At 63.1% G+C, this 18148-nt stretch carries 17 protein-coding genes; 7 read left to right on the plus strand and 10 right to left on the minus strand.

What is annotated here, in order from left to right; genetic code table 11:
- Positions 1-41 precede the first annotated feature (41 nt).
- From FXV83_RS02170 to FXV83_RS02185, 4 genes are all read right to left on the minus strand, one after another.
- A complete protein-coding gene (locus FXV83_RS02170) occupies positions 42-497 on the minus strand; it encodes a phasin (RefSeq protein ID WP_148737314.1) in 456 nt (151 codons plus the stop codon).
- Between the two features lie 199 nt (positions 498-696).
- A complete protein-coding gene (locus tag FXV83_RS02175; protein WP_187435601.1) occupies positions 697-1290 on the minus strand; it encodes a GNAT family N-acetyltransferase in 594 nt (197 codons plus the stop codon).
- Complete coding sequence (locus FXV83_RS02180) at positions 1287-2369, minus strand: PHA/PHB synthase family protein (protein WP_148737318.1); 1083 nt, start codon at positions 2367-2369, stop codon at positions 1287-1289. Before FXV83_RS02180 ends, FXV83_RS02175 begins: the two co-directional genes overlap by 4 nt.
- On the minus strand, positions 2366-2746 hold the full coding sequence (locus tag FXV83_RS02185) for a hypothetical protein (RefSeq protein WP_148737320.1): 381 nt from the start codon (positions 2744-2746) through the stop codon (positions 2366-2368). Before FXV83_RS02185 ends, FXV83_RS02180 begins: the two co-directional genes overlap by 4 nt.
- A gap of 164 nt (positions 2747-2910) precedes the next feature.
- Here FXV83_RS02185 and FXV83_RS02190 point away from each other — a divergent pair, with 164 nt between their 5' ends.
- On the plus strand, positions 2911-3831 hold the full coding sequence (locus FXV83_RS02190; RefSeq protein WP_148737322.1) for an alpha/beta fold hydrolase: 921 nt from the start codon (positions 2911-2913) through the stop codon (positions 3829-3831).
- Positions 3832-3961: 130 nt separating this feature from the next.
- Complete coding sequence (locus FXV83_RS02195) at positions 3962-4423, plus strand: nuclear transport factor 2 family protein (protein ID WP_148737324.1); 462 nt, start codon at positions 3962-3964, stop codon at positions 4421-4423.
- 29 nt (positions 4424-4452) lie between these two features.
- Here FXV83_RS02195 and FXV83_RS02200 read toward each other — a convergent pair whose 3' ends face one another.
- The 6 genes from FXV83_RS02200 to FXV83_RS02225 form a co-directional block, all read right to left on the minus strand.
- Positions 4453-5127 (minus strand): spermidine synthase, encoded by a 675-nt coding sequence (locus FXV83_RS02200; protein ID WP_148737326.1) that lies wholly within the window; start codon positions 5125-5127, stop codon positions 4453-4455.
- A gap of 30 nt (positions 5128-5157) precedes the next feature.
- Positions 5158-8394 (minus strand): bifunctional cytochrome P450/NADPH--P450 reductase, encoded by a 3237-nt coding sequence (locus FXV83_RS02205; protein ID WP_148737328.1) that lies wholly within the window; start codon positions 8392-8394, stop codon positions 5158-5160.
- A 123-nt stretch (positions 8395-8517) separates the two neighbouring features.
- Positions 8518-9513 carry an alpha/beta fold hydrolase gene (locus FXV83_RS02210; protein WP_148737330.1) on the minus strand — a complete coding sequence of 332 codons (996 nt, stop codon included), beginning with the start codon at positions 9511-9513 and terminating at the stop codon, positions 8518-8520.
- A 10-nt stretch (positions 9514-9523) separates the two neighbouring features.
- Positions 9524-11074 (minus strand): WS/DGAT/MGAT family O-acyltransferase, encoded by a 1551-nt coding sequence (locus tag FXV83_RS02215; protein ID WP_148737332.1) that lies wholly within the window; start codon positions 11072-11074, stop codon positions 9524-9526.
- A gap of 47 nt (positions 11075-11121) precedes the next feature.
- Positions 11122-11922, minus strand: coding sequence for an esterase/lipase family protein (locus tag FXV83_RS02220; protein ID WP_148737334.1), 801 nt, complete (start codon positions 11920-11922; stop codon positions 11122-11124).
- A complete protein-coding gene (locus tag FXV83_RS02225; RefSeq protein ID WP_148737336.1) occupies positions 11922-12179 on the minus strand; it encodes a DUF6489 family protein in 258 nt (85 codons plus the stop codon). The genes FXV83_RS02220 and FXV83_RS02225 overlap by 1 nt, the downstream gene beginning before the upstream one ends.
- A gap of 303 nt (positions 12180-12482) precedes the next feature.
- Here FXV83_RS02225 and FXV83_RS02230 point away from each other — a divergent pair, with 303 nt between their 5' ends.
- The 5 genes from FXV83_RS02230 (at position 12483) to FXV83_RS02250 (ending at position 18130) form a co-directional block, all read left to right on the plus strand.
- A complete protein-coding gene (locus FXV83_RS02230) occupies positions 12483-14078 on the plus strand; it encodes an ABC transporter substrate-binding protein (protein WP_148737338.1) in 1596 nt (531 codons plus the stop codon).
- A gap of 104 nt (positions 14079-14182) precedes the next feature.
- Positions 14183-15163, plus strand: coding sequence for an ABC transporter permease (locus FXV83_RS02235; protein ID WP_148737340.1), 981 nt, complete (start codon positions 14183-14185; stop codon positions 15161-15163).
- Positions 15164-15172: 9 nt separating this feature from the next.
- Positions 15173-16144 (plus strand): ABC transporter permease, encoded by a 972-nt coding sequence (locus FXV83_RS02240; protein ID WP_148737342.1) that lies wholly within the window; start codon positions 15173-15175, stop codon positions 16142-16144.
- A gap of 13 nt (positions 16145-16157) precedes the next feature.
- Positions 16158-17144 (plus strand): ABC transporter ATP-binding protein, encoded by a 987-nt coding sequence (locus tag FXV83_RS02245; RefSeq protein ID WP_148737344.1) that lies wholly within the window; start codon positions 16158-16160, stop codon positions 17142-17144.
- Positions 17141-18130, plus strand: coding sequence for an ABC transporter ATP-binding protein (locus FXV83_RS02250; protein ID WP_148737346.1), 990 nt, complete (start codon positions 17141-17143; stop codon positions 18128-18130). The genes FXV83_RS02245 and FXV83_RS02250 overlap by 4 nt, the downstream gene beginning before the upstream one ends.
- The last annotated feature ends 18 nt before the right edge of the window (positions 18131-18148 follow it).

Below are 18148 nucleotides of genomic sequence, written 5' to 3' on the forward strand. Positions count from 1 at the left end.
GAAGCGGGCCTTAAAATTCAGTTCTCACCTCAGACGCGCAATCAGGCGGTCTTGGTGTAGGCCTTGGCGAAATTGTCCTGAGCGGACTTCGCGCCGTTGGCGGCGAGCTTGCCGAGATAGTCAGTGGTCGCCTTGGCGCGCGAGACGAACGCTTCGCCACGCGCACGGAGCATGTCCGACTGGATCTGGACAGCTTCGTTGATCGACTTGGCCGACGCGAGCTTGTCGATGCCTGCGAAGAACGCCTCGGCGTCCTCATAGATCGCCTGCTGGATGTTGCGGCTGATCTTGCCGGCCTCGGTGACGGATTCGGTCACGGCATTCTCGATGACCGCGGTCACGCGCTCGGAGCCGGCGAAAACCTCGGCAGCACGATCCTTGGCGGTGTTGGCCGACTTCTTGACGAACTCGCGGGCAGCCTCAGGAACGTCCAGGTTCTGGATGTTCTTGAACGCGTCCTTGAAGCCCTCGAAAGCGGTGTTGGTCTCGGTGGTCATTGGGTCTCTCCATCCTCATTGATTTGAGCTATGGGCTCACCCCGTCCGATTTGGCCCGGGGCACGGCTTATATGGCATAGTTGATTGTGCAGTGCAATATAAATATTGCGATGCGATATCACGAAAACGTGATCAGCCTTAGGAACTGGCACTCTGCTGCCTTCCTGGTCGCTCGGTTCCAATTGGAGCGCGATGGGGCTCAGTGCTGGACGGCGCCTGGCAGCCCATAGGCCTCCATCTGGGCCTGGACCTGCGCGATGTTGTGGCCGAGTACGACGATGTCGTGAGTCTTGCCGTCCACGTCCCGGACATGGTCCCGCAGCAGGGCCTCGGCTTTGAAGCCGAGGCTTTCGAACAGGGCGATCGCCGCCTGCTGATCCACCGTCATCTGGACCGAGAGCTTTTCGAGACCGGCGCCGAGCGCGAGCGCAAAGGTCTCCTGCGACAGCGCCTTCCCGACCCCCTTGCCGCGGACATCGGGCGAGACCACCATGCGGATCTCGCCGACATGGGGCGACCAGGAGTGGGGATCGCGCACCAGCGTGCCGCAGCCGACGACCTTGCCGTCCGTCACCGCGAGCAGGCTCGTGATAGCGCCGCGCTCGATCTCCTTGACCCAGGCCGAGAGCACCTTCGGCTCGCTGATGTTGCGCGGCAGGAAAAGGAGATCGTGGGTCGGCAGGCCCTTGCCGAAGGTGAGCACCGCGGCCTCGTCCGCCTGCGACATCAGGCGAATCTCGATATCGCCCGCCTCGGTCTTGATGCGACGCGGATAGGAACGCTGCTCGTTCATGTCGATCTCTTTCCCAGCCAGGAGTCCAGTTTCGGCCACAGTCGCTTGACCGCGTTGGCACCTGCCACCAGCGAGACGTGACCGCCTTTCAGCATCACCTCTTGCTTGTCCTCGGATCCGATCTTGGCGATCAGATGCTTTGCGGCGTCATAGGGCACGATGTGGTCGTGCTCGGCGACCGCGTGCAGGAACGGCACCTTGATGTTTTCGAGTTTCGCCGCACGGCCGCCGACCGACATGGTGTCGTTGAACAGCTTGTTGTCCCACATCAGATCCTTGGTGATCGTGCGGAAGTACTCGCCGGCCAGCGGCAGCGTGTCGGTCGCCCAGCGGTCGAACATCCGGTAGGATTTGACGAACTCGTCGTTCCAGATGTTTTCCCAGAGCTGAATCTGGCTCACCGTGCGCGATGCCGGCCGCAGCATCTCGAACGACGACAGGATCATCTCCGGCGGCACGTTGCCGACGCTGTCGACGAGACGGTCGACGTCGAAATAGCGGCGGTCGGAAAAGTTCGAAAACAGCTTCATCTCGCGGAAATCGATGGGCGTGGTGAAGCAGATCAAGTTCTTCATCGGCCCATCCGGGAAGATCGACCCGTAGAGCAGCGAGAGCACGCCGCCGAAGCAATAGCCGATGACCGAAACGTCCTGCTCGCCGGAATCCTGCTGCACGCGGCGCACGCAATCGGGGATGAAGTCGAGCACATAGTCCTCCATCCGCAGGCTCTTCTCCTCCGGACGCGGCGCGCTCCAGTCGAGCATGTAGACGTCGTAGCCACGCTTGAGCAGGAACTCGATGAAGCTCTGGCCAGGCACGAGATCGAGGATGTAGCCGCGGTTTGTGGTGGCCATCACGATCAGCACCGGCACGCGGTAGATCTCATCGGACATCGGCCGGTAGTGATAGAGGCTCATCGTACCGCGCGAGTGCAGCACGTCCTTCGGTGTCGACCCGAGCGTCGGGCCCGAGGTCGAGAAATATTCGACACCCTTGATGCTGCGCTGGATTGCGCGCTGCACCTCTGACTGGATGCGCTCCGGAACAGATGCGAAATCAAGTCCCGTCGGCGCGTTCATTTTTGCTCTCCGCCTTCGGATGGCGGACGTCTTGTGCGCGGCGGCCGCAGCGCGGCTCCAATCTGCTTTTCGCCCGGAGTGGCCGACATCTGGCGCAGCATCGACTTGATCTCGCCAATCTGGCCTTCTATGGCTTGCAACCGTTCAGCGATGCCGGTCATCTGCTCTCGGCTGGGCAGGTTCAGCGAGAGCAGATACTTCTCCATGAGGTCGCTGAACTGTTTCTGAGCGCCCGCAGCAACGCCGCCGGCACGGTTCACGGCCTGGGAGAATTCGGGTGTCTCCATCGCCTTGGTGGCAAACGAGTTGAAGCCTTTCTCCATCTCGCCAATCATCTTCTGCCACAAGGCAACCGGATCGGTGATCTTGTCGGTCATCGGCGTCCTCCGGATGTCGAGGGTCTTTTTGCCCTTCTTTTGCTGCCATACCACACGGTTGTGACGGGCCGGTCAACGGGTAAGCGACGGCCTCGTCGCCCGGCTTCTTTGCCGCGGCAAACCGTGCGATACAGCACACTCTTCTCGTTGCAAGAGGAACGCCCGTGAACGCCTCCGCCCATCAGCCGCCCAAGATCGTTCGCGCCAACGGCATCGACATCTGTTACGAGATTTTCGGCAACGACAATGCCGAGCCGCTGCTGCTGATCATGGGGTTAGGCGCCCAGATGATCCACTGGGACGACGCCTTTTGCGAACAGCTCGCTTCGCGCGGCTTTCGCGTGATCCGCTTCGACAATCGCGACATCGGCAAGTCGAGCCATCTGGCCGGCGGCAAGCGCCTCACGCCGCTCGAACTCCTGAAATTGCGCTTTCTCAGGATACCGGTTGCCGCAACCTACAAGCTGATCGACATGGCCAAGGACACGATCGGCCTGATGGACGCGCTCGGCATCAAGTCCGCGCATCTGGTCGGCGCCTCCATGGGCGGCATGATCGCGCAGGAGGTGACGTTGTCGTTTCCAGAGCGCGTGCGCTCGCTGACCTCGATCATGTCGACCACCGGCAATCCGCGCGTGCCGCCGCCGACGCGCGAGGCCGCCGCGATGCTGATGGCGCCGCCGCCGCGCAGCAAGGAGGAATTCATCATCCGCTACGGCCAGACCTGGAAGATCTTGCGGGCCGGCTCCTTTCCCGAGGAAGAGGCGCTCGATCCCGGCCGTGCCGAGCGTGTGTTCGCGCGCGGGCTCAATCCGGCCGGCGTCGGCCGGCAGCTCCGCGCCGTGCTTGCCTCCGGCAGCCGCAAGGAACGCCTGCAAGACGTCAGGGCGCCGACGCTGGTTATCCATGGCACCGTCGATCCCCTGGTGCGGCCCGAGGGCGGCAAGGACACGGCGGCATCAATTCCGGACGCAAAACTGTTGATGATGGAGGGCATGGGCCACGCGCTGCCGATACGATTCTGGCCACAAATCATCGACGCCATCGACGACCACGCGCATGGCGCGGCGGCGAAGGCAGCGTAGCCTGACGCAGCCGGTCTCCTCGCGGTGACCATGTGAGCTGCCGGATACCATCTTACGGCGGACCGGCGCGAACGCTATACCAGCGCGCGGCATTACAGGAGAAGAAGGCTACGGCCTCTCGGAGTTATCCATGCATCTCATCTTCCGGTCAGCCGCAATGATCGCCGCCTCGGTTCTTTTTGTGCTCTCCGCTCACGTCAGCGCAAGTGCCGGCGACGCGCAGGAGGCCAACCGCAAGGCCGTGCTTAACTTCTACGAGAAGGGTCTCAATCAGAAGGATGCTGACGCCGCGCTCGCCTATGTCGGGGACCGTTATGTCCAGCACAATCCGAACGCCGCAGATGGTCCCGAGGGCTTTCGCAAATTCATCGGCTTCCTGCGTGAAAAATTTCCGAACTCGCACAGCGAGATCAAACGCTCGTTCGTCGACGGCGACTACGTCATTCTTCACGTTCACGCGGTTCGCGAACCCGGCACAAGGGGCAACGCCATCATCGACATCTTCAAGCTGGAGAACGGCAAGATCGTCGAGCACTGGGACGTCGTCCAGCCCATTCCCGAAACTCCCGCGAATAACAATACGATGTTCTGACGGATAGAACGTGAGGCTCGGAAAACGGGCTAATTCTTCGTGGCGATCCAGATCACATGGCGCGATCCACCGCCTCTGCCGGTGGCGCGGATATTGACTTCGTTGACGTCGAAACCTGCGCTGTCGAGGCGCTTGGCGAACGCCGGGTTGGGCCCCGATGACCAGACCGCCAGCACGCCCCCCAGCCGCAGCGCCATCCTCGCCGCTTTCAACCCGGTGGAACTATAGAGTGCATCATTGCCCTTCCGGGTCAGCCCCTCCGGTCCGTTGTCGACATCAAGGAGAATGGCGTCGAACGCCGAACGGTGCTCCCGGATGATTTTGGCGACATCGGTTTCACGGATGATTGCTCGCGGGTCCTCGAGGCTATCGCCAAAGACTTGTGCCATTGGACCTCGCGCCCACGCGACCACCGCCGGAACGAGCTCGGACACCACGATACTCGCCTGGCTCCCGAGCACGGCAAGTGCCGCACGCAAGGTAAAGCCCATGCCGAGACCGCCGATGAGCACATGCGGCTTTGCGACCTTCTCGATCTTCTTCGCCGCGAGCGTCGCGAGGGCGGCCTCCGAGCCTGACAGGCGGCTGTTCATCAGCTCGTTGGTGCCGAGCATGATGGAAAACTCCTTGCCACGGCGCATCAGGCGCAGCTCGCCGTCCGAACCGGGAATCCGGGTGGTATCGATTTTTTCCCAGGGAATCATGCGTGAGGTTTAGCACGATCGGGCCGGCGGTCACCCTCCTGCCCAGACATCCAGCACATACCGGTTCTTCGCACCCAGCTTCTCGATCCAGCGCGCGGCTGCTGCCGCATCCCCGCCGTTCTTCTCGCGGAAGATCGCAGCCAGCGCCGCCTTGACGTCGGGCTCCATCTTGCCGCCATCGCCGCAGACATAGATGATGGCGCCCTGCTCGATCAGGAGCCAGACCTTGTCCTTCTGCGCGGCAAGCAAGTGCTGCACATAAGTCTTCGGGCCGTCCGCGCGCGAGAACGCCGTGAAGAGTTCGGTGATGCCGCTGGCCGCCAGCCCCTTCAGTTCATCCGCATAGAGATAGTCCTGGTCGGGATGACGGCAGCCGAAAAACAGCATCGCCTGGCCGAGGGTGGCGCCCTTCGCCTTGCGCGCGGCGCGCTCCTGAAGGAACCCGCGGAACGGCGCCAATCCCGTGCCCGGGCCAATCATGATGATCGGCACCGATGAATCGTCCGGCAGGCGGAAGCCGGCTTTGGTTTCCCGCACCGCCGCGTAGACGGTGTCTCCCGCGCGGCGGTCGCTCAGATAGTTGGAGCAGATGCCCCTGTAGAGGCCGCGCCCAGACGCGGCCGGACCGCCGACCACACCAACAGTGATGCTGCAACGGGCGGGATCGACCGATGGCGAGGACGAGATCGAATAATAGCGCGGCGCAAGCAGCGAGAGCATTTCGAGATAGGCGTGGAACGGCAGCTCGCAGGCCGGATATTCGCTGAGAAGATCGAACACCGATTTGCGCTTGGCCAGGATCTCGGCGCGGTAGCGCTCGCTAGCCTCGGCCTCGTCGCCGACGACGCCGAGCAGCTTCGGCCTGGTCACCGGGCAGCGCGTATGCTCCGCCATGATCTGGATCTGCTTTCGCGTCGCGACCTGCTGAAGCTCGACGAAATCGGTCAGCAGCTGGCCGACCGAGACGCTGTCCCCGACCGGCAGCTGCGCGCGACGCCCCTCGGCGACCCGCAGCCTGATCTGGTCTGCCGGGAGGAAGCCGAAGCGACGCGCAACGGCGTCGACCAGCGCCGGATCGTTGCGCGGCACCACGCTGAGATGGTCGCCGACGCGGTAGCTCACGCCCTGCGGCAACTGCACCTCGATGTGCCGCGTCGAGCGCTCGGACGGATTGGGGCCGCTCTTGTTCTGGAGTTCGTCGTTAACGAGCGCCTTCATCGCCACGGCGCCGCCGAGGGCCGCGATCGCGTTGACCGCGCCGGGCGCGACCGGTTCGACCCGGTACAGCGGTTCGTCGTCGGCACTCCGGCTGAAGTCCGAGGTGAGACCCCATTCTTTCATGGCCGCAGGCGCGGCGGCGGCGAACCACTTTTCGAACTGGCCGTCGAGATCGCTCCTGGCATCGCCCTCGCCGCGCGCGTAGAGACTGCGCGCACCTCGGGCCGCAAGCTGCTCGTCGATCAACCGGGGCACTGACTGATAGGTTGCGGCCCAATCGCTGTTGCCGCAGCCGAACACGGCGTAACGCACCTTCGACAGTGCATCCTTCGATGCATCGCCGTGCAGCCATTTCACGAATTGCGAGGCGTTGTCCGGCGGTGCGCCGTTATATGAGGCGCAGAAGATCAGCACGCCGCCCTCCTCCGGCAGCTTGCCGGCATAGTCGTCGAGCGGACCAAGCTTGCTGGCAAAGCCGTTGACCTCGGCGAGATCGGCGACGCGGGTTGCCAGCTCTTCCGCCGTGCCGAGATTGGAACCGTACAGCACCAGCAGCGGCGTATTATGTCCGGGCCGCGCCGTCGCACGCGGCGCAGTCGTCCCGGCACTCGTCGCAGCCACCGCGGGCCCGCTATAGGCGCCGCGCTCGCGATCGGTGCGCGGACGAACCTTGATCTTGAAGCCTTCCGGCTTCATCGTCAGCGTCTCCTTTAGATGCATCTGATAGCGCTGATGGTCGACCACCCTGAAGCGCTGGAGGATCATGCCAAGCGCGAGCGCGGCCTCGTGCATGGCAAAGCCACGGCCGATGCAGGCGCGCTGGCCGTTGCCGAACGGCTTCCACGCGTTGACCGGACGCTTGGCCTCCGCCTCGCGGCTGAAATTCTCGGGGTCGAAGGCATCCGGGTTCGGGCCCCAGACGCTGGGGTCGCGATGCAGTGCCGTCACCAGGATCGTCGTGAAGGTGCCCTTCCTGAGCTTGTACTTGCCGCCGCCGATGGTCTCATCCTTGAGCGGCGAGATGCCATAGGCAGGCGCTGGTGGCCACAGCCGCAGCGCTTCTCTGAGAATTTGGGTGATGTAGGTGAGCTGCGTCACCTGCTGATAGGTCGGCCTGGCGTCGACGTCGGGACCGAAGACGCGATCGACCTCGTCATAGGCCTTCTTCAGAATCTCCGGATGCTTGAGCAGCGCATAGAGCGCGCAGGACAACAGGCCGCTGGTGGTCTCGTGGCCCGCGATCAGGAAGGTGTTGATCTGGTAGCGGATATTGATGTCGTCGAGCTGCTCGCCGGTGGCGCGGTCGACGCCGGTCATCATTGCCGCGAGCATGTCCTTCTTGTCGTCGATCGCCTCTGCGCCCTTGCGCCGTTCGGCAATGATCTCGTCGACCATCCCGTTCATGAAGGCGACGTCTTCGGCCATGGTCTTGCGGCGCTTCTGCATCCAGATCTGTTCGAACGGCAAACCGCGGGTCATCATGATAGTTTCGAGCGAGCGCACCAGCGACTCGACGAAGGGATGGTAGTCGCGCCGGTAGAATGAGTTGAAACGGTAGTCGAAGCCGCACAGGCCGATCGTATCCAGCGTCAGCGCGGTCATGTCGTGGACGACGTCGATCTCGTCGTCGGCGTTGAGCCGTTCCCATTTCTTGACGAGCTGCTCGGCAATATCGACCATGCTCGGGTGATAGGACTGCATGGCGCGATTGCCGAACGGCTGGAGCAGGATGTTGTGCGCCTTGGTCCAGTTCGGCTCGTTGGTATCGGCAGTGAACAGGCCGTCGCCGCCGACCGCGCGTACGCGCCGCAGCGCGCCGCGCACCGCCTTGTCGAAACGCTTCTCGTCGGAGAGCTCGTCGACGAGATCGTGACCGGAGACGACGACGATCGGCGAGCCCATCATGTCGAGCCAGAAGATCGGCCCGAGCTCCTTGGCAAGCCGCGTCAGGTGCTGCACCGGCGCCGCCGGATCCAGCGACAGCATGTTGCCGACCACCGGCTTGGTCGGCGGCTGCGGAATCGGGTCAAGTCGGTTATTGGATGACATTTAACTGCGCTTCCCCCTACACGGTCAAGTCACCTCGTCATTGCGAGGAGCTCTTGCGACGAAGCAATCCAGACTGCATCTGCGGAAAGATTCTGGATTGCTTCGCTGCGCTCGCAATGACGATCACTCGAACCGCCTTCTACGCCACTCGATCAGCTTGGCGCTGACCTCTTCCGGCTTCTCCTGCTGCGTCCAATGACCGCTGTCACGGACCAGGTATTTTTCGAGATCGGGTATCAGCTTGTCCATGCCGTCGGCGGAAGACGGCGGCAGCACAGCGTCATTCTCGGCCATGATCATCAGCGACGGCACGCGCACCGTATGGTCGAGCCCTTCGGAGCGCATCCAATTGCGCGACATATTGCGGTACCAGTTGATGCCGCCGGTAAAGCCGGTCCTGGTAAAGTTGTCGACGAACACCTGCTTCTCTTCCGGCGACAGGATTGGTGTGCGCGGATCATGCTTGGCGTCATACCCGGCAATCATCTGCGGAAACGCCAGATTGACCCGCGGCGAAGCGCCGACGCCGGCAACCACCTCCTCGGCCGGTGCGTCGGGCGGACGCGGCGCCGGCTTGCGCATGAACGCATCGAATGTCTGCTCGACGCGGCTGCCAAAGATCCTGTCGGGTTCGCGCGCCGGATCCTGGAACTGCACGATGTACATCTTGTCGCCGAAGCGGGCGCGCAGCAGCTCGATCGGATCGGCCCAGGCACGGTTGGTATGAGGCGTGTTGATGCCGACAACCCCGGCAACCCGGTCGATGTGCCGCAGCGGCATCTGCCAGACGACGAAGCCGCCCCAATCGTGACCGACGAAGACCGCCTTATCGATGTTGAGATGGTCGAGCAGCCCGACGAGATCGCCGGTCAGATGTTCTATGTCGTAGTCCTCGACCGGCTCGGGCCGGTCGGTCGCCCCGTAGCCGCGCTGGTCCGGCGCGATCACCCGGAGCCCGGCCTCGCTCAGCGCCTTGATCTGGTAACGCCAGGAGAAGGCGAGCTCCGGCCAGCCGTGGCACAGGATCATCGGCGGCTTGTCGGAGATCGGGCCTGCCTCGTAATAGCCCATGCGGATTCCGTTCGTCTGCACGAACTTGAGCGGTGGCATTTCAATCATCACAACATCCCTACTCAGCGGCACTCTTGATGTCGGCCGCGGGGGGCGCGTAGGCCGCCTCCAGCGCGGCAAACTCCTCCGGCAACATGTCGCACATCACCTGCACGTGCGGAATGATGTTGGCACCGGCGATGAACCCGAAATCGAGCTGGTCGCGATAGCTCTGCACGGTGATGTTGAGCGCCTGCCCGTGCGTCGAGATCGACACCGGGAAGATGTGCAGCAGCTCGGCGCCGGCGGCGTAGAGCGTCTGTCGCGGCCCTGGCACGTTGGAGACGGTGATGTTGGCGGCCGGCGGCAACACGTCCGACAAGTTCGACCGGCTGTAGAGCAAGGCCAGGATCTGCACCATCATCGGCGCGCCCAGCATCGAGATGTTGGAGACCTGCGGCATCAGCGCGCGCAGCGGATGCGACATCTCCTTGGACTTGGTCGACTGCGCGATGATCGCTTCCAGCCGCGCCTTGGGATCGTCGATATTGGTCGCGATGGAGCAGATCATGCCGAACACCTGGTTGTTGGCTTCGGTATTGCCCTCCTCGCGCAGCGAAATCGGTACAGCCGCGGTCAGCGATTTCGCGGGAAGGGTGCTGTACTCCTTGAGGTAGCGCCGGACCACGCCGGAGGCGAGCGCGAGCACCACGTCATTGAGCTTGCCGCCGGCCTGCTTGGCGAGCGCCTTGGCCCGCGACAACGGGATCGAGACACCGGCGAAACTGCGCTCGGACGAGATCGACTTGTTCAGCATGGTCGGCGGCGACACCATGCTGGCAAGACTCTCGCGCGACCTCGGATCGGAGATCTTGCCGAGCACGTCGGAGACGCTCTTGACCATGGTCGGGATGTTTCCGGCAAAACGCACCGCGCTCTCGATCTGGTACATCGCATTGTCGAACAGGATCGAGCCGATGTCGCTCTTGCCGGTGCGCGGCAGTTGCAGGTTCTTGGCGGCGGCAGAGGCATCGAGCGGCTGGCTGAAGAGCTGCTGATAGGAATCGAGCAGGTTCGCCGCGATGTCGCGCGGCTCCTGCCCGGACTTGGCACCACTGGTCGGGGGATCGACCTTTCGCGGTATCGGCGAGATGTCATAGATCATGTTGGTCAGCGCCGCCCCGGCGCCGCCGTCGATGGCGGCATGGTGCATCTTGGAATAGAGCCCGACCTCGTTGTCCTTCATGCCTTCGAACACATAGAACTCCCAGAGCGGGCGGGCGCGGTTCAGGAGCTTGGCATGCATCCAGCCGACGATGCGCTCGAGCGTGGCGCGATCGCGCGGCGCGGGCAGGCTGGCGCGGAAGATGTGGCGGTCGATGTCAAACTGGTCGTCCTCGACCCAGGAGGGATGGTCGATGTCGAGCGGCGCCTTCTCCAGCCGAGCTTTCAGGATCGGCGCGATGTGCAGGCGCGAAACGATCATCGCCTTGAAGTCTTCGAAAAAGTCGCCCTTATAGTCGTCTGGCAGGCGGAAGATCGCCATGCTCCCGACGTGCATCGGCATTTCCGGCGTTTCCAGATAGAGAAACGACGCATCCAGCGACGATAGCTTCTTACCGTCAGCCATGGTTCCCTCCCGAGAATCTCGACGGGCGCCTTGGGCGGCGCTTCTCGTCAGCCCGATACTGCCCGTTCCGGCGGGGCATATGCAATGGCAAACGGCCCGGCCCGGTCAAATGGCGAGAACTCCCCTTCCGGCTGCGCCAGACGATCGGCGACGGCCCACAACGCCGCGGGGTTTACCCCGAGCCCGATATGGCTCGCCAGGTGCACCTCGATGTTCTCGGCACGCTCGGACGGACGCAGCAGGCAGGTCCGCCAGTTCACGACGCCATCGGCGCGCGAGTAAATCGAGCTCGTCGGCACTGGCAGGTCGCCGGCGATCGCTTCGCGCAGTTCCGCAAAATCCTCGACCCGTTCGCCGGACAGCGCCTCGTAGAGCCGCGTCGCATTGGTCGCCCGCACGTCGCTGGCAAAGGGGCTGCCGAGCGTGATGACGTAGCGAACCATCTCGGGCGCCTGAAGTGCCAGATCGCGGGCGTAGACGCCACCGAGACTCCATCCGACCAGGCTGACCTTCCGGCCGCTTGCAGCATGGATTTCGGAAAGGCGGGTGCATAGCGCCTCCCGCATCCGCCCCAGGCCCCCCAGATTGCGTCCCATCCGCCAGGCGTGCGCGTCATAGCCGAGCTCACTCAGATAGCGCCGCATCGGCGCCATCGAGAGATCGCTGGCGAGAAAACCGGGCAGCGCCAGTACCGGATGTCCGTCGCCCCTTGGCGCCCGCATCAGGATGGGCGACAGCAACAGGCTGGCGTTGAATTCGAACAGGCCGCGGGCTTCAGCAAGCAGGAGGCCGAGGCCCGGCGGACGAAGCCGACCCGGCGCCCGAGGCCCGTCCTTGGCCCCCGACATTATTTTTTCTTGTCGCCGCTGCGCGTGCCGCCAAGGCCGGCCATCGTGACGAACATGTCCTGAAACCGCTCGGCAATCTTCGGATCGAAGGTAAACCAGCTCTGGATCAGCGATTCCGGTGAGACCTTGTCGATGTTGCTCAAGACCTGCTGCTGTAGCTTGTCCATCACCGCCGTCTGCATCGGCGACACGTCCGGCAAGCCAAAGAATTGCCGGGCTTCAAGGGGGGTGCAGTCGATTTCGATGTTAACTTTCATGTCCCCTCCAGATGAGATTCGAGCGGCGTGCCGGAGTATCGCCGCGAGTTGCGGTGCGACGCAAGCGACCTGATGCCGGCCTGGCACGTCCGGCCCCGCAATCGGCCGGTATGGTCAATCAAAAGTCGAATGTCGCGACCCTCCTGCTGGGCAGTATCGGTCAGTATTGCTGCAGAGCGGCGCAAGTTGGCGCGTTCCTTGCTGGAATGGCGCTTGCACGGTGTAAAAACTCTGGGCAACATGGTTTATCAGCCGGCCGAACAAACAAAAATCGCGGCATGGCTAGAGCGGAGAGGGTCAAGAATGTCGGTACGTCAGGGTCTGTTTGCGATGACGCTCGCCTCGGTGCTTGCGTTGGTAATCTCACCAGCCTCGAGCCAGACGCTGCGCTACGCCAACCAGGGCGACCTGAAGTCGCTCGATCCCTATTCGCTCAACGAGAGCACCACCCATGCCCATCTCGGCCACGTCTATCAAGGCCTCACCGCGCGCGACAAGGATCTCAAGATCATTCCGGCGCTGGCAGAAAGCTGGGAGACTCCGGAGCCGACCCGCTGGCGCTTCCATTTGCGCAAGGGCGTGAAGTTCCACAATGGCGATCCCTTCACCGCCGACGACGTCGTATTCTCCGCCGACCGTGTCCGCAACAAGAACTCCAACATGCAGACTCGCCTCGCGCCGAACGTCAAAGTGGTCAAGGTCGACGACTACACCGTCGATTTCATCCTGCCCTCGCCCAATCCCATCCTGCATTCGGCATGGGACGTCTGGTACATCATGGACAAGAAGTGGGCGGAGGAGAACAAGGCCGTCGAGCCGACGCCGGTGTCCGCGACCTCGCCGAGCTACGCCTCGCTGCACGAGAATGGTACCGGTCCTTTCATTATCGAGAGCCATCAGCCCGGCGTGAAGACCGTGTTCAAGGCCAATCCCAATTACTGGGGCAAGATGGAAGGTAACCTGAAGGAGATCATCTTCACCCCGATCGCGTCCGATGCTACCCGCGTAGCCGCGCTGCTCTCGGGCGAAGTCGACGTCATCGAGCCGGTGCCGATCCAGGATATCTCCCGCGTCGATTCGAGTTCGAATGCCCAAGTGCTGAAGGCGCCGGAGCTGCGCACCATCTTCATCGGCTTCGACCAGACCCGCGACGAGTTGCTCTATTCCAATATCAAGGGCAAGAACCCGTTCAAGGACGTCCGCGTCCGCGAAGCCTTCTACAAGGCGATCGATATCGAGTTGATCAAGACGCGCGTGATGCGCGGACTGTCGACGCCGTCGGCGCTGATGATCGCCCCCGAACTGTTCGCACTCTCCAAGGACTTCACGCGCCCCAAACTGGATCCTGACGGGGCCAAGAAACTTCTGACGGAAGCCGGCTATCCCGACGGCTTCGAGGTCACCATGGATTGTCCGAACGATCGTTACGTCAATGACGCCGCGATCTGCCAGGCCGTGGTCGGCATGCTCGCCCGCATCGGCGTCAAGATCAATCTGCTGGCGCAGCCCAAGGCGCAGTACTTCGCGAAGGTGCTGAAGCAAGGCGGCTATCAGACCTCGTTCTACATGCTGGGCTGGACGCCGAGCACGATGGATTCCCACAACGTAATGTATGACATCATGGGCTGCCGCAACGACCCGAAATCTTCGCGCGGCGAAGCCAATCTGGGCGGCTACTGCAACAAGGAGTTCGATGCTATCACCGACAAGGTCCTGGTCGAAACCGACACTGCCAAGCGCAACCAGCTGATCAAGCAGGCGTACGAAATCAGCATCAAGGACTGGGCCTACATCCCGCTACACCAGCAGGCGCTGGCCTGGGGCGTGTCGAAAAAGGTCAACCTGCCGCAGCGCGCCGACAATCTGGTCATGTTCCACTGGGCGACCAAGCAGGAATAGCGTCAGTTGAACACGAGGTCCCGGCAGCGTCAGGCTTCCGGGGCCGTCCCTTTTCCGGCTGACAAAGACGTCGGCCAGTCGCACATTCAAGGAAAGTGGAGGGAATGCTCGCTTTCACTCTTCGCCGCGCCGTTCAAGCTATCGGCGTCATGTTCGCGGTCGGCATCATCGCGTTCTCGATGTTCCGCTTCGCCGGCGACCCCGTCAACCAGATCGTCTCGATCGACACGTCGGCAGCCGAGCGTGAAGCCGTACGCAAATCGCTCGGCCTCGACGATCCCGTGCCGGTGCAGTTCGTGCGCTATTTCGCCGATGCCGCGCAATTCAAGTTCGGCGTCTCCTATCAGTTCCGCCAGCCGGTCTCGACGCTATTGATGGAGCGCATGCCCGCGACGCTGGAACTCGCGATCTGCGCGACCGTGCTTGCAATGGTGTTTGGCATTCTGATGGGTGTTTATTCGGCGCTCAGGCGCGACACCGTGCTCGCCAAATTATTCCAGGCCGTTTCGCTGATCGGCATCTCGCTGCCGACGTTCCTGATCGGTATCCTCCTGATCTATCTCTTCGCCGTAATATTGGGCTGGTTGCCCTCGTTCGGCCGTGGGGAGGTGGTCAAGCTCGGCTGGTGGACCACGGGCCTGCTCACGCTTTCAGGACTGAAGGCCTTGATCATGCCCTCGATCACGCTCGGCCTGTTCCAGATGACCCTGATCATGCGGCTGGTGCGCGCTGAGATGCTGGAAGTGCTGCGGACCGACTATATCCGCTTTGCCCGCGCCCGGGGATTGACCACCCGTGCCATTCATTTCGGCCACGCGCTGAAGAACACGCTCATTCCCGTGATCACGGTGGCCGGACTGCAGTTTGGCTCGGTTATTGCATTTTCGATCATTACCGAAACCGTATTCCAATGGCCGGGCATGGGACTTCTGTTCGTCCAGGCCGTGCAAAACGTCGATATCCCGATCATGGCCGCCTATCTCCTGATGGTCTCGCTGATTTTCGTCACCATCAATCTGGTGGTCGACATCCTTTACACCGTGGTCGATCCGCGCCTGCGCTCGACCTTCGGCCGCGCCGTATAGGCCACCTGTATGTCCGACACAGTCGTTTCCAATTCCGACAAGCAGGGCGCGCCGCCGACGCATGCTGTTCGCAACTGGCTGAGCCGCGCGCTCGATAGCGACGTCTTCTATTCTTTCCGGCGCTCCAAGCTGACCATGGTGGCGGCGGCCATTGCCCTGGCGTTCTTCCTGCTCGCGATCTTTGCCTCCGTGCTCGCTGTACAGAACCCGTTCGATCCGGCGCAACTCCAGTTGATGAACTCGCGAATCTCTCCGCTGTGGACCGCCGATGGCCAGAGTCCGTTCCTGCTCGGCACCGATGAGCAGGGCCGCGACGTCTTCTCCGCCATCCTTTACGGCATGCGTATCTCGCTCGCCGTCGGCGTGGCCGGCGTGATCTTCGCCGGTGCGCTCGGCATCGCGCTCGGTCTGGTCGCGGGCTATTTCGGCGGCGCGATCGACGGCGTGATCATGCGAATCGCCGACGTGCAACTCACCTTCCCCGCCATCCTGATCGCGCTGCTGGTCAATGGCGTTGCGAAATCGATCCTCGGCAACCGGCTGGATGCCACCAGCATGCTGGTGGTGCTCGTGATCTCGATCGGCCTGAGCTTCTGGGTGGGCTATGCCCGGACGGTGCGCGGGTCCGTCATGGTCGAGAAGAACAAGGACTATGTCGCCGCCGCGCAGCTGATCGGCCTGCCCGCACCAAAGATCATGTTGCGGCACGTGCTGCCGAACGCGATGGGCCCGGTCCTGGTCATCGCGACCATCAATCTCGCGCTCGCCATCATCACCGAGGCGACGCTGTCCTTCCTCGGCGTCGGCCTGCCCGACACCATGCCGTCGCTCGGCACGCTGATCCGCATCGGCAACAATTATCTGTTTGCGGGCGAATGGTGGATTGTCGCCTTCCCGGGGCTTGCGCTCGCCGCGCTGATCCTGTCCATCAACCTGCTCGGTGACTGGTTGCGCGACGCGCTCAATCCGAAGCTCCGATGACCAAGCCTCGCTCATGACCGAACCCGTTCTCTCCGTCCGCAATCTCCAGGTGGAGTTCGCTTCCCGCCGCGGCACGCTGCGCGCGATCGATGGCGTCTCCTTCGACATCGCCAAGGGCGAGGTGCTGGGCGTGGTCGGCGAATCCGGCGCCGGCAAATCCGTGACCGGCCTGGCCGTGATCGGGCTGATCGATCCGCCCGGCCGTATCGCGGGCGGCGAGATCTGCCTGTCGGGCCTGCGCATCGACAATCTGCCGGCCGAGGAGATGCGCCGCGTCCGGGGAAAACGCATCGGAATGATCTTCCAGGACCCCCTGACCTCGCTCAATCCGCTCTACCGGGTCGGTGAGCAGATCATCGAGACAATCAGGACCCATCTGAACCTGTCTGAGACGGCCGCACGCCGCCGCGCCATCGACCTGCTGGCCGAGGTCGGCATACCCGCACCGGAAAAACGCATCGACGGCTATCCGCACGAATTCTCCGGCGGTATGCGCCAGCGCGTGGTGATTGCGCTGGCGATCTGTGCCGAGCCGGAACTGATCATCGCGGACGAGCCGACCACCGCCCTCGACGTCTCCGTACAGGCGCAGATCATCTCGCTGATCAAGCGGCTCGGGCGCGACCACGGTACCGCCGTGATGCTGGTGACCCACGACATGGGCGTGATCGCCGAGACCTCCGACCGTGTCGCGGTGATGTATGCCGGCCGCGTCGCCGAGATCGGTCCGGTGCAGGATGTCGTCAGGAATCCGCTGCATCCTTATGCCAAGGGTCTGATGGGCGCGATCCCGACGCTCGCGGGCGACGACAAGCGCCTGGTGCAAATTCCCGGCTCGATGCCGCGGCTGTCCGCGATCCCGCGCGGCTGTTCGTTCAATCCGCGCTGCGCCTTCGCGTTCGATCGCTGCCGTGTCGAGCGACCGGAGCCGCTGCCGCGCGGCGCGCAATCGGTCGCCTGCCATCTCTACGACAGCGTACCGGCGGAGAGCGCGGCATGAGCGCTCCCTTCGTCGAAGCCAAAAATCTGCGCCGCGTGTTTGACGTCTCGAAACCCTGGCTCAACCGCGTGCTCGAAGGCGGCCACCTCGAATATCTCAAGGCCGTCGACGGCGTCACCTTCGACATCCGGAAGGGCGAAACCTTTGCGCTGGTCGGCGAGTCCGGCTCAGGCAAGACCACGGCGGCGCGGATGGTCGTCGGCCTGCTGCCGCCGAGCTCCGGCAGCGTCTTGATCGACGGGATCTCAATGACCGACCCGCGGCAGGCGCCGGCACGCCGAAAGCTGCGCCGCCGCATCCAGATGATCTTTCAGGATCCATATGCGAGCCTGAACCCGCGCTTCCGGGTCGACGCCATCATCTCCGAGCCGATCCGCGCCTTCGACCTCGTTCAAGGCGAGCGTGAGATCCAGACGCGCGTCGGCGAACTGCTCAGCCTCGTCGGCCTGCATCCGGACGACCGGCTGAAATATCCGCACGAATTTTCGGGTGGCCAACGTCAGCGTATCGCGATCGCGCGCGCGCTTGCCTCCGAGGCGGAGTTCATCGTCTGCGACGAGCCGACCTCGGCGCTCGACGTCTCCGTTCAGGCGCAGATCCTGAATCTGATGCGGGACCTCCAGGACAAGTTCGGCCTGACCTACATGTTCATCAGCCACAACCTCGCAGTGGTCCGTCACATGGCGAGCCGCGTCGGCGTGATGTATCTCGGCCGCATCGTCGAGATCGCGGAAGGCAAAGAGCTGTTCGCCCGTCCGCGCATGCCGTACACCAAGATGCTGCTCGGGGCCGTGCCCGATCTTGCGATGAGCGGCCGCCAGCGCATTCCGGTCAAGGGCGAGATCCCGAACCCGATCAACCCGCCCCCCGGCTGCGCCTTCAATCCACGCTGCCCGCTCGCATTCGATCTCTGCCGCAAGCAAGCCCCGGAACTGATCGACGGCGTCGCCTGCCATGCGGTCAACACCGCGCCGGTCCCGGCGTGACGCGCGCGTGCCATGCGG

It is taken from the genome of Bradyrhizobium hipponense, from assembly GCF_008123965.1.
GTDB lineage: Bacteria > Pseudomonadota > Alphaproteobacteria > Rhizobiales > Xanthobacteraceae > Bradyrhizobium > Bradyrhizobium hipponense.